At 62.7% G+C, this 12,410-nt stretch carries 10 protein-coding genes and 2 riboswitches; of the genes, 5 read left to right on the top strand and 5 right to left on the bottom strand.

Going from position 1 to position 12,410, the window contains the following annotated elements; translation table 11 throughout:
• The first annotated feature begins 174 nt into the window (after positions 1 to 174).
• On the top strand, positions 175 to 759 hold the full coding sequence (nfuA, locus tag ACA054_RS17725; RefSeq protein ID WP_007912592.1) for a Fe-S biogenesis protein NfuA: 585 nt from the start codon (positions 175 to 177) through the stop codon (positions 757 to 759).
• Between the two features lie 143 nt (positions 760 to 902).
• Here nfuA and cobM read toward each other — a convergent pair whose 3' ends face one another.
• From cobM to ACA054_RS17705, 4 genes are all read right to left on the bottom strand, one after another.
• On the bottom strand, positions 903 to 1,649 hold the full coding sequence (gene cobM / locus ACA054_RS17720; RefSeq protein ID WP_497685406.1) for a precorrin-4 C(11)-methyltransferase: 747 nt from the start codon (positions 1,647 to 1,649) through the stop codon (positions 903 to 905).
• A gap of 80 nt (positions 1,650 to 1,729) precedes the next feature.
• On the bottom strand, positions 1,730 to 2,143 hold the full coding sequence (locus ACA054_RS17715; protein WP_497685405.1) for a cobalamin biosynthesis protein: 414 nt from the start codon (positions 2,141 to 2,143) through the stop codon (positions 1,730 to 1,732).
• Positions 2,140 to 2,844 carry a CbtA family protein gene (locus ACA054_RS17710; protein ID WP_497685404.1) on the bottom strand — a complete coding sequence of 235 codons (705 nt, stop codon included), beginning with the start codon at positions 2,842 to 2,844 and terminating at the stop codon, positions 2,140 to 2,142. The genes ACA054_RS17715 and ACA054_RS17710 overlap by 4 nt, the downstream gene beginning before the upstream one ends.
• An 11-nt stretch (positions 2,845 to 2,855) precedes the next feature.
• Positions 2,856 to 3,050: a CbtB domain-containing protein gene (locus ACA054_RS17705; protein WP_497685403.1), complete on the bottom strand. Its 195-nt coding sequence runs from the start codon at positions 3,048 to 3,050 to the stop codon at positions 2,856 to 2,858.
• A gap of 121 nt (positions 3,051 to 3,171) precedes the next feature.
• Positions 3,172 to 3,396: riboswitch (cobalamin riboswitch) on the bottom strand.
• Positions 3,397 to 3,572: 176 nt separating this feature from the next.
• Positions 3,573 to 3,784: riboswitch (cobalamin riboswitch) on the top strand.
• A gap of 99 nt (positions 3,785 to 3,883) precedes the next feature.
• On the opposite strand from ACA054_RS17705, the gene cobW reads away from it, so the two are divergent.
• From cobW to ACA054_RS17685, 4 genes are all read left to right on the top strand, one after another.
• The gene (cobW, locus tag ACA054_RS17700; RefSeq protein WP_497685402.1) at positions 3,884 to 4,954 is read left to right on the top strand and encodes a cobalamin biosynthesis protein CobW; all 1,071 of its coding nucleotides are present in this window, start codon (positions 3,884 to 3,886) and stop codon (positions 4,952 to 4,954) included.
• A 3-nt stretch (positions 4,955 to 4,957) separates the two neighbouring features.
• Positions 4,958 to 8,803, top strand: a complete 3,846-nt coding sequence (gene cobN / locus ACA054_RS17695) for a cobaltochelatase subunit CobN (protein WP_497685401.1) — start codon at positions 4,958 to 4,960, stop codon at positions 8,801 to 8,803.
• 149 nt (positions 8,804 to 8,952) lie between these two features.
• On the top strand, positions 8,953 to 9,951 hold the full coding sequence (locus ACA054_RS17690) for a magnesium chelatase ATPase subunit I (RefSeq protein ID WP_497685400.1): 999 nt from the start codon (positions 8,953 to 8,955) through the stop codon (positions 9,949 to 9,951).
• A gap of 53 nt (positions 9,952 to 10,004) precedes the next feature.
• Complete coding sequence (locus ACA054_RS17685) at positions 10,005 to 10,616, top strand: VWA domain-containing protein (RefSeq protein WP_497690329.1); 612 nt, start codon at positions 10,005 to 10,007, stop codon at positions 10,614 to 10,616.
• Positions 10,617 to 10,780: 164 nt separating this feature from the next.
• Here the strand turns inward: ACA054_RS17685 and ACA054_RS17680 are convergent, their stop codons facing one another.
• On the bottom strand, positions 10,781 to 12,325 hold the full coding sequence (locus ACA054_RS17680) for an MFS transporter (RefSeq protein ID WP_497685399.1): 1,545 nt from the start codon (positions 12,323 to 12,325) through the stop codon (positions 10,781 to 10,783).
• Positions 12,326 to 12,410: the final 85 nt, after the last annotated feature.

Raw genomic sequence — 12,410 nt, 5'->3', positions numbered from 1 at the left:
TGTAGGAGCTGCCGCAGGCTGCGATCTTGTGATCTTGAAAATCAAAATCAAAAGATCGCAGCCTGCGGCAGCTCCTACAGGGGGGATTGTCGGAATCTTTCCCGACAAAAATACTAGGACTTTGTCCGGCGCGATGATTGGCGTAAACTGCGCCCAAGCCTGCGAGGAGTTTCCATGACCGCTATTACCATCACCGACGCCGCCCACGATTACCTGGCTGATCTGCTCTCCAAGCAGAACACCCCGGGCATCGGCATCCGCGTCTTCATCACCCAGCCTGGCACCCAGTACGCCGAAACCTGCATTGCCTACTGCAAGCCGGGCGAAGAAAAACCCGAAGACACCGCGCTGGGGCTGAAAAGCTTCACCGCGTACATCGACCATTTCAGCGAAGCTTTCCTGGACGATGCCGTTGTCGACTACGCCACCGACCGCATGGGCGGCCAGCTGACCATCAAGGCGCCTAACGCCAAAGTGCCGATGGTCAATGCCGATAGCCCGGTCAACGAGCGCATCAACTACTACCTGCAAACCGAGATCAACCCGGGGCTGGCCAGCCACGGCGGCCAGGTCAGCCTGATCGACGTGGTCGAAGACGGCATCGCCGTCCTGCAGTTCGGTGGCGGTTGCCAGGGCTGCGGCCAGGCTGACGTAACCTTGAAGGAAGGCATCGAGCGCACCTTGCTCGAGCGTATTCCCGAGCTCAAGGGTGTGCGTGACGTGACTGACCACACGCAGAAAGAAAACGCCTACTACTAAGGTGTTCACTGCGAAATGAAAAAACGGCGCCCCGTGAGCGCCGTTTTTTTATGAGTAAAATTCACTGACCCCTTCGCGAGCAGGCTCGCTCCCACAGTTGATCGCATTCCAATGTGGGAGCGAGCCTGCTCGCGAAGGGGCCTTCAGGGGCGATACAAATGTGCATGCCCCGCACGATACAGCGACGACTCGCTGAACTGCTCACTACCCAACACCCGACCCACCAGAATCAACGCCGTCCGCCGAAACCCCTTGGCTTCAACCTTTTCGGCAATGTCCGCCAACGTCCCCACCACCCAGTCCTGATCCGGCCAGGTCGCCCGATGAATCACCGCAATCGGGCAGTCCGCGCCGTAATGCGGCAGCAATTCGGCGAGGATTTTCTGCAGATGCTTGACCCCCAAATGAATCGCCATGGTCGCCCCGTGCTGAGCCAGGCTGCCCAGTTCTTCTCCAGCGGGCATCGCGGTTTTGTCGGCGTAGCGAGTCAGGATGACGCTCTGTGACACGTCCGGCAAGGTCAGTTCCGCGCCCAACAGCGCCGCGCAGGCGGCCGTTGCGGTGACGCCGGGAATGATTTCAAAAGGAATAGCGAGCTCACGCAGATGGCGAATCTGCTCGCCTATGGCGCCATACAGGCTCGGGTCACCGGAGTGCACGCGAGCCACGTCCTGACCCTTGGCATGGGCGGTTCTGATCAATTCGATAATCTGTTCCAGGTGCAGTTCGGCGCTGTTGACCACCTGCTCGGCGCGGTGTCCTTCCAGCACTGCGGCGGGCACCAGCGAGCCGGCATAGATGATCACCGGGCAGCTGCGAATCAGCCGTTGGCCTTTGACGGTGATCAGTTCCGGGTCGCCGGGACCTGCGCCAATGAAGTAGACGGTCATCGTCGGCTCCTGTTGAAAATGGGGCTGGGCAAGGCTTCAGATGAAGATTGCTCATGATCGAATGCGGATTATCGGGGATTTTACGCGGCGCCAGCCAATGCCAGGGTGGCCTGGGCATATTTTTGTCGCGGGATCAGCAGTTTCGCCGGTGACTGGGTCAGCTGTTCGGCCAGTGCCAGAGCGGCACTTTCCGCCACACCGTAACAGCCGGTACGCTCGAACGCGATCTGCGAATGGTGGCTGAGGTGCGCTTGATAAGCCGCCAATTGTTCACTGCTGAAGTACAGCATTTGTAACCCAAGCTGCTCGGCCAGCTCGATCAGGGCCGGTTCGTTGCGCTTCAAATCGATGCTGGCCAGGGCCTTGATCTGATGCAGTTCGATCTGGTGCGCCTGCAATGCCTGGTCAAGCAGGGCCCGCAGCGTGCTGACGGGGCAGCCGCGCTGGCAGCCCAGGCCGACCACCAGGGTCGGCGCTGTGCCGAGGTTAGTCATGCGTGGTACTGGCCATCGCTTTTGCGGCGGAACAACCAGGCGCTGATCAGGCCCAGGGCCAGCCAGAACGCCACGTTGGTCAGCTGCGAAGCGATTTTGAACTGCGCCTCCAGGGCTTCCGGGGCGAGCATCGAATGCACTTCCGGTTGCGGTGCGCCAATCACATGAGGAACGGCAAGGATCGCTATGCCGAGGATCTTCATCAGCCAGTGCCGGCTGAACACGATCAGGGCGATGCCGACTGCTGTGGAGGCGGCGGTGCCGATCCACCAGATTTGCCGTTGCGCCAGATCGGCAGCCGCGGTGCCTGGTAGCTCAGGCGGCAGGCCGAGGGTCGGCGCCAACACGAAAGTCGCGTAGCCAGCCAGACCCCAGAGCAGGCCCTGAGAGGTTTTGGTCGGCGCGCGCAGGCTGTAGAGACCGGCGAGCATCAGGGCGAAACCGACCGCCACCACCAGATTACCGCCAGTGGTCGACAGCACGCGCTGCCAGCCGTCTTCCGGCTCCCAGGCTTCGGCGTCGTGGGTGTGGGCAGCGACGCCCGCGGCGTGTTCGTGGACTTCAACGGCGGCCGGTTCGGAGTTTTCGTAGGTTTCGGCCTGCAAAATCAGCGGGGCGACCCAGAAGCTTTGCAGCAGGGTCAGCAGCAGGGCGGCCAGCAGCCCGGTGAAACCTGCGGTTTGCGCAATACGCTTGATCATGTCGGCAGGTCTCAATGGCACGGGAACGCGGAACTGTGGCGCGTATCGTGAGCAGCGTTGTGAACGGCTTCGATGTGCGAGAAACCGGCGAAATACACAAGGCTAGCGCCGAGGATCGACGCACAAACGGCGGCGGTCAGGCGTTGAGTCAGGGTTGTGGTGGTGCTGGCGGTGCTGCTATGGCCGGTGCTGCTGATGATCGACATGGCGTTTCCCTCTGGTCTGTCAGCGGGGAATGAAGGCGCATGCAAAACCCTGCACGACCGGGCGCGCAGAGGTTCAAACAGCGCCCGCCCACCGCGGGTTTGTTATTTCAGTGATCGTGTTGGTCACTTTGTGTTGCGGGCCGGTCTCCGGGCTCACGAGGGGCGCAGGCTTTCGCCTTGACCTGCAAGCATCACCTTCCCATGCCACATTGGCACAGTGGATCTGACGCTTCGCTCGCTTACCGTTGCGGGGGCAGCACCGGACTGACATGGCTTGAAGTAAAGCACATGCGGCACCGGTTTCCCGTTTCACCCTGTGAAGGGCACCCGTAACAAGATGCGTAGGAGAGCATGGGCGAGGGGCGGGCGTCAATTGGCAAGGGTTCTCAACTCGAGACCGAGTCGCTTCATTCGCGAGCAGGCTCGCTCCCACAGGTGTTCGCATTCCAATGTGGGAGCGAGCCTGCTCGCGAAGGGGCCGATGCGGGCGACACAAGACATTGACCCGTCCCAATACCATGCGTAGCCTTGCGCTTTCGAGGTTCTTCGGCGTTTGTCGAAGCTAAGAAGGGAACGCGGTCAATGCCGCGGCTGCCCCCGCAACTGTGAACGGTTCAGTTTCTGCCATGCCACTGCATGCGCCAGCCATGGCGCGCGCGGGAAGGCGCAGCAACCGCCAGTCCAACGACTGGCCAGCCGTCAGCCAGGAGACCTGCCTCGATACAGATTCTCACTACAACCGGGCGGGGTGATCCGGTGGCGAAACGCTTGCGGCGCGCTTGTGCGTGGCCGGTTCTCGTCCCGTATGCCCGCCATCTGCCAAAGGGCATCCGATGAAAACACTGGCCAAACTCCCCGTCACCATCGTTACCGGCTTCCTCGGCTCGGGCAAAACCACCTTGCTGCGGCACATGCTCGACAATGCCCAGGGCCGCCGCATCGCAGTGATCGTCAACGAGTTCGGCGAGCTGGGCATCGATGGCGAAATCCTCAAGCAGTGCTCCATCGGTTGCACCGAAGAAGAAGCCAACGGCCGCGTCTACGAGCTGGCCAACGGCTGCCTGTGCTGCACCGTACAAGAAGAGTTCTTCCCGGTGATGCGCGAACTGGTGGCCCGTCGCGGCGATCTCGACCATATCCTGATCGAAACTTCCGGCCTGGCCCTGCCAAAACCTCTGGTCCAGGCCTTCCAGTGGCCGGAAATCCGCAGCGCCTGCACCGTTGATGCGGTGATTACCGTGGTCGACAGCCCGGCCGTGGCGGCTGGCACCTTCGCCGCGTTCCCGGACCAGGTCGACGCCATGCGCAAACTCGACCCGAACCTGGACCACGAATCGCCGCTGCACGAGCTGTTCGCCGACCAGCTGTCCAGCGCCGACCTGGTGATCCTCAACAAGGCCGACCTGATCAGCCCTGAAGACCTGGCCCGTGTGCGCCTGGAAGTCGCCGAGGAATTGCCGCCAGCGGTGAAAGTCATCGAAGCCAGTAGCGGTCGCCTGCCGCTGGACGTATTGATCGGCCTCGGCGCCGGTTCCGAAGAACACATCGACAGCCGTCACAGCCACCACGATCACCACCATGACGGCGACGACGATCATGATGACCACGATCACGATGCCTTCGATTCGATCTCCATCGAACTGCCGGCATCCGACGAAAGCCTGTTGATGGACGCGCTGACCCAACTGGTGGTCCAGCACGGCATCCTGCGGGTCAAGGGTTTCGCGGCGATCCCGAACAAACCGATGCGTCTGCTGATCCAGGGCGTGGGCTCCCGTTTCGACAAGCATTTCGACCGCCAGTGGGGCGTTGAAGAAGCGCGCACCACCCGTCTGGTGTTGATCGGCCAGGCACTGGACGCCGCCTTGCTCGAAGCGCAATTGCGCGCCGCGCTCAGCGTGTAACCCATGCACCTGCTCAGGACCCAGCCCGGCGGATTCGTGTCGGATGACAACATTGCCGACCTTGGTCAAACCCCCGCCGAGCTGGTGATCCTGTGCAGCGGCGACTCCAGCCTGGCGCTGCTCGCCGAAGCGGCGCAGCAGTTGCCAGACGACTACCCGAGCGTGCGCCTGGCCAACCCGATGCAGGTGCAGAATCATGCGTCGGTCGATCTGTATGTCGACGAAGTATTGCGCCACGCCAAAGTCATTCTGATTTCGCTGCACGGCGGCATTGCCTATTGGCGTTATGGCGTGGAGCGGCTGGTGGAATTGTCGCAGCGTGGTGTGCAGCTGATCCTGGTGCCGGGCGATGATCGCCCTGACCCGGAGCTCAGCGACCTGAGCACCGTGGGCGCTGAAGACCGCGACCGGCTTTGGCAGTTCCTGCGCCAGGGTGGCATGAGCAATGCCCTCGATTTTTTCCGCTGCCTGGCCAATCGCTGGCTGGATCGCGACTACGCCTGGGCCGAGCCGCAAACCCTGCCGCGCACGGCGATTTACCACCCGCAAAAAAGCCCCGCAGCACTGAGTGACTGGCAAGCCGACTGGCAGACCGGGCAACCGGTGGCGGCGGTGCTGTTTTACCGCTCGCATTTGCAGGCGGCAAACACCGCTTTCATCGATGTTTTCTGCCAGCGCTTGCAGGCGGCGGGGCTTAATCCGTTGCCGATTGCGCTGGCCAGTTTAAAAGAGCCCGGCTGCCTTTCGGTGGTCGAGGATTGGCTGGATGAAGTCGAGGCAGGGGTAATTCTCAACACCACCGGCTTCGCCCAATCCAGCCCTGAAGCACCGCACTTGCGACCGTTTCGCCGCAACATCCCGGTGATCCAGGCCATTTGCGCCCAGGACAACGAGCCCGGATGGCGTGCCAGCGAGCAGGGTCTAGGCCCGCGGGATCTGGCGATGCACATTGCGTTGCCGGAACTGGACGGACGCATCATCAGCCGGCCGATCAGCTTCAAGGACCTGGCGTGGCGCAGTGAGCGCAGTCAGTCCGACGTGGTCTGCTACCGCGCGCAGCCGGAACGCATGGACTTTGTCGCGGAGCTGGCGCAGCGCTGGATCGATCTGGCGCGGGTGCCCAACGGGCAAAAACGCATTGCGCTGATTCTTGCCAATTATCCGACCCGTGATGGTCGCATCGGCAATGGCGTTGGCCTCGACACTCCGGCGGCCGCGCTGAACATCCTGCGAGCGCTGCACGTCAATGGATATCCGCTGCCAGCCGAGTTACCGGACAGCGGCACCGCGTTGATCCAGCAATTGCTCGGCGGTGTCAGCAACGACCTCGATACCCTGGATCAACGCCCGTGCCAGCAAAGCCTGGCCATGGACGATTATCTGCAGATGTTTAACGCGCTGCCAGAAGCCAATCGTCAGGCAGTGCTGGGGCGTTGGGGCACGCCCGACAGCGATCCGATGTACCGAGGCGGGCGGATGATGATCGCCGGGTTGCGCTTTGGCCTGACCTTCGTCGGCATCCAGCCCGCGCGGGGTTACCAGGTCGATCCAAGTGCGGTGTATCACGACCCGGACCTGGTGCCGCCCCATGGCTACCTGGCGTTCTATTTCTGGTTGCGCAACACTTACGGCGCCCACGGCGTGATCCATGTCGGCAAGCACGGCAACCTGGAATGGCTGCCGGGCAAAGGCGTGGGGCTGTCGGAGCAGTGCTGGCCGGATGCGCTGCTCGGGCCGCTGCCGAACATCTATCCGTTTATCGTCAACGACCCGGGCGAGGGTGCCCAGGCCAAGCGCCGTACCCAGGCGGTGATCATCGACCATTTGATGCCGCCGCTGACGCGCGCTGAAACCTATGGGCCATTGCGAAACCTTGAGCTGTTGGCCGACGAGTATTACGAAGCGCAACTGCTCGATCCGCGCCGCGCCCGGGAGTTGCAACGGGACATCCTGCAACTGGTGCGTGACACGCACATCGATCGCGAACTGCAACTGGACGAACAACTCGACAGCAATGCCGATGCGGCGATCTGGCTGCCGCGCCTGGACACTTACCTGTGCGACTTGAAAGAGTCGCAGATCCGCGATGGCTTGCACGTGTTTGGCGAGTCGCCGGCCGGAAGCTTGCGTATCGACACCTTGCTCGCCCTGCTGCGCATCCCCCGGGGCGATGGCCGTGGGGCGCAATCGAGTCTGCTGCGGGCGCTGGCCAAGGCGTTTGCGCTGGGCTTCGATCCGCTGGATTGTGCGCTGGCCCAACCATGGATCGGCCCGCGCCCAGATGCATTGTTGTCGATCAGCGATGAACCCTGGCGTACCACCGGCGATACCCGCGAGCGTCTCGAACTGTTCGCCACACAGCTTATTTCACAGACATTGAATGACCCCTGTGGGAGCGAGCCTGCTCGCGATGGAGTGTCAGCCACATCAATATCATCTGACACACCGCTTTCGCGAGCAGGCTCGCTCCCACAGGAGGCGAGTTGGTCTGAAGTGAACGCCATCATCGACAACTTGCGCGAAGTCGTCGCTCCAAGATTGGACGCCTGCGGCCCGGCCGAGATGCGCGGCCTGCTCGACGCCCTCAGTGGCCGTTTCGTCCCCGCCGGCCCCAGTGGCGCACCGAGTCGCGGTCGCCTCGACGTGCTGCCCACCGGGCGCAACTTCTATTCGGTGGACGTGCGCAACCTGCCGACCACCACCGCGTGGCGCATCGGTTTCCAGTCGGCCAACCTGATTCTCGAACGCCACCTGCAAGACCATGGTGATCATTTGCGTCAACTCGGCCTGTCGGTCTGGGGCACCGCGACCATGCGCACCGGCGGCGACGATATCGCCCAGGCCATGGCGTTGATGGGCGTGCGGCCGGTCTGGGCCACCGGCAGTCAGCGGGTCGACGACTTTGAAATTCTGCCGTTAAGCTTGCTCGATCGACCGCGGGTGGACGTGACCTTGCGGGTATCGGGTTTCTTCCGCGATGCCTTTGCCAATCTGATTCGCTTGTTCGATGCGGCCGTGCAAGCGGTCGCCGCGCTCGATGAACCGGACGATCTCAATCCGCTGGCGGCCAAGGTACGCGCCGAGCGTGAAGCGTTGTTGCAATCGGGGCTGGATGAAGACGCGGCGCGACGGCAGGCCGGATGGCGGATCTTCGGTGCCAAACCCGGCGCGTACGGCGCGGGCGTGCAGGGCGCCATCGATGGTCGTCTGTGGCAGAGCCGCGAGGACCTGGCCGAGGTTTACCTGAATTGGGGTGGCTACGCGTACGGCGGGTCTGACGAAGGCACCGCGGCGCGCGAACAGTTCTCCCAGCGCCTGAGCCAGGTGCAAGCGGTGCTGCAAAACCAGGACAACCGTGAGCACGACCTGCTCGACTCCAATGACTATTACCAATTCCAGGGCGGTATGCTGGCCGCCGTGGAAAGCCTGCGTGGCGAGGCGGCGGCCAGTTATCACGGTGATCACAGCCAGCCGGACTTGCCGAAGATCCGCACACTCAAGGAAGAGCTGAACCGGGTCATCCGCTCCCGGGCGGCCAATCCGAAGTGGATCGACGGGGTCAAGCGTCACGGCTATAAAGGCGCATTCGAAATGGCCGCGACGGTCGACAACCTGTTCGCCTTCGACGCCACCACCCGGTTGATCGACGATCACCAGTACGCGCTGCTGGCGGATGCCTATTTGCTCGATCCGGGCACCCGGGATTTCGTGCGCGAGCATAACCCTCATGCCCTGCGCGACATGACCGAGCGCATGCTCGAAGCGCAACAGCGGGGGATGTGGAAAGAACCGGGGGATTACCGCGAAGCGCTGGAGAACTTGTTGCTGGATATAGAAGAAGACAGTTAACGGGTTTAGAGATCGTTCCCACGCTCTGCGTGGGAATGCCTCAACGGACGCTCCGCGTTCGGCTTTAGAGGGGACGCAGAGCGTCCCGGGCTGCATTCCTTTGCTGCGCGTGGGAACGATCACTTACCGACCATGATGAGTAACCCGACATGACCGACACCCCCCATTTCCCGCTCTCCGCCGTGGTCGGCGCCGACGATTTGAAACTCGCGCTGTACCTGACCGCCATCGACCCGAAAATCGGCGGTGTGCTGATCGAAGGCCCGCGCGGCATGGCCAAGTCGACCCTGGCTCGCGGCCTTGCAGACCTGCTGGCCAGCGGCCAATTCGTCACCTTGCCCTTGGGTGCCACCGAAGAACGCCTGGTCGGCACCCTCGACCTCGACGCGGCCCTGAGTGAAGGTCGCGCGCAATTTTCCCCCGGTGTGCTGGCCAAGGCCGACGGTGGTGTGCTCTATGTCGATGAAGTGAATCTGCTGCCGGATCACCTGGTCGATCTGCTGCTCGATGTGGCCGCCAGCGGCACTAACCTGATCGAGCGCGACGGCATTTCCCATCGGCATTCGGCGAAGTTTGTGTTGATCGGCACCATGAACCCGGAAGAGGGCGAGTTGCGTCCGCAGCTGCTCGATCGCTTTGGTTTGAACGTCGCCCTGAGTGGCCACACCGCACCGACGGAGCGCGGGCAAATCATCCGTCGGCGCCTGGATTTCGACAGTGATCCGCAACAATTCTGCGTCGAATGGGAGAGCCAGCAGCAGTCGTTGCGTGAGCGCTGCCAAAAAGCGCGCAGCACATTGGCGAGCATTCCCCTCGACGATGAAGCGCTGGCGCAGATTACCGAGCGTTGCTTTGCCGCCGGTGTCGATGGCTTGCGCGCCGATCTGGTGTGGTTGCGTGCGGCGCGTGCGCATGCTGCCTGGCGGGGCGCAACCTCCATTGGCGAAGCGGATATCGACGCGGTCGCCGAGTTTGCCTTGCGCCATCGTCGTCGTGAGCACGCGCCACCGGCACCACAACAAAACCAGGCCCAATCCGGCCAAAATTCCAACCCGAGCGAAGGCCAGGGCCAGTGGGGCGAAATGCCCGCTCAAGCGTTGCCGGTCGGCGCGCGGCGTGAAGTGCCGAGCTGGCCAAAAAAGCCCTAGGCATTCGCCCTCGATCTGACGCGGGGGCGAATGCCAGACCCCGCGCCGGACGGCTGGATCACGGCAAGCAGGGTAAACGTCATGCCGCCCGCAACGGCTCGATCAATTGGCCCGGCACCTTGCTCAACGGCCGGCCGCGTCAGCGCCAGGATGTGTTGTTCCAGCTGCGCACGCGCTCGGCTCATGAACTGTGGCTGGTGATTGTCGACGCGTCGGCTTCGACCCGCCGTCATCAAGCCTTGAGCGATGCCAAGGGTTTGCTGGCGCAGTTGTTCGACGACGCCTACCGCCAGCGCGCGCGCCTGGCATTGCTGACGGCCAGCGGTGCGGTGCCGAAGTGGCAGGTGCAGGGTTTGAAGGCGTCCAGCGGTTTGCGCCATTGGCTCGACGGACTCGGCGCGGGTGGCGGCACGCCGTTGCTGGCGGCGCTGGGTGAAGCGGCGCTTTGGCTTGCCTTGCGGCGAAAGCGTTTTCCGGCGGAGCAGCAGCGCTTATTGGTGGTGACCGATGGCCGTCTGAAAGAGTGGCCGTCGTTGCCCGCGCTCGATTGTCCGGGGATGGTGATCGACATCGAGCGCGGGCCCATTCGTCTCGGACGCAGCAAGGTATTGGCGGTGCAGTTGCAATCCGAGTATCGGCATATCGACGAGCTGTTTGCAGGGTGATTCCTGTGGTGCCTGTGCTGGCCTATTCGCGAGCAGGCTCGCTCCCACAGTGATCTGGGTGAGACACAGGTTTCATGAGCACCGGAATCCCCTGTGGGAGCGAGCCTGCTCGCGAAGGCGATAGACCCACCAATGCTGCACCGACGGCATGATCCGTAGTGACGTCATTCATAGGTCAAGATCGGTTGAGGCGCTGGAATAGGATTACGCATCAGCGTGCCCACCACCACCGCCCCCAACAATCCCGCCAGACCCGCGACCCACAGCAACAGGCTGAAACCACCCACGAACGCCTGTCGCGCCAGCGGCTCGACCACCGACTGCGCGGCCTCCGGCAACAGACTCAGCGCTGCCGGCATGTCACCCGCCACCACCCGCGAAGCCACGCCCTGGGTGTGTTCGAGCCATTGCCCGCCCTGTGCCGCCAGGCCGTCGTGCAGCAACCGTTCGCTATGCCCCGAAAGCAATGCGCCATACACACCGATCGCCAGCATCACCGCGCTGAAACGCATGGTGGTGCTCATACCCGAGGCCATGCCGGTACGCTCCCGTGGCACACAGGCCATGATGTTTTTCTGCGTGTCACCATTGAGCAGGCCGGCGCCGGCACCGGTCACGGCAATCGCCAGGGCCAAGGGCAGGTAACCGCCGCTATTGACCGCCCAGGCGCTGAGCAAATTACCGCTGCCCACCAGGGTCAGACCGATGGCCATCATGTTCGCGGGAGTCACGCGTCCCGTCAGTCGTGCACCAATGCGCGGGAAGATCAACATGGTCACGGCAAACGGCAGCATGCCCAACCCCGCGGAAATGGCGCTAAAACCCAGGCCGTTCTGCAAGTAAAACGGCAGCATGGTCATCATCACTTGGGCGCACGCCGCGTAGGAAAACATGCCGAGCAACGCGCCGATGAAACGCGGGTGACGGAACAGTTGCAGGTCGATCATCGGCCGCTGTTGCAGACGCTCGATCACCACGAACAAACCCAGCAACAGGGCGCCGCCCACCAGACGAGCGTAGGTGAAGGGGTTGTTCCAGCCGATCCGGTTGGCTTCGATCAAGCCCCAGATCAGGCACAACAGGCTGGCGCTGAAGGCGAGGCTGCCCCATGGGTCGAGGCGCGCGGCCTGGGCGTCGCGGGATTCCGGCACCGCGCGCCAGACCATGAACATCAGGAACATCCCGACTGGCAGGTTGAGGTAGAAAATCCAGCGCCAACCGACGTATTCGGTAATCAAGCCGCCCAAGGTCGGCGCCGCCGTCATGGCCACGCCCATGCAACCGCCCCAGAACGCCCAGGCTTTGGCGCGCTCGACTTCATCGTGGAAGGTGTGGCCGATGGAGGCGAGCGCCGAGGTCAAAAGCAGCGCCGCGCCGACGCCTTTGATCGCGCGGGCGATGTCGAGAAACAGTGCATTCGGTGCGGCGCCGCAACCGATCGAGGCAATAATGAAAATACCCAGCCCCCACATCAGGGTTTTCTGCCGGCCAAAACGGTCCGCCAGGCTGCCTGCGGGCAACAGCAACGCGGCGAAGGCCAGCATGTAGGCACTGACCACCCATTCGATGTCAGCGAAATTCGCCCCCAGGTCTCGGGCGATGCTAGGCAAGGTAACGGCGACGATATTGGTGTCGAGCACAATCAGCGAGCATACCGCCGAGGCGGTGAGCAAGGTCAGACGCGGGCTCACCTTGGGTTTGACGGACATGGCCAGGGTTCTCTACTGTGAGGTTTGGTGCAGCTTATCGCTGGCTGACGATCCCTTTGTTAGGCGCGCACCGTCACTTCATTAC

This window comes from Pseudomonas sp. LBUM1653, assembly GCF_059716115.1.
Note: the sequence above shows the minus strand (reverse complement) of the source record. Positions and strands in the feature narration are given on the sequence as shown.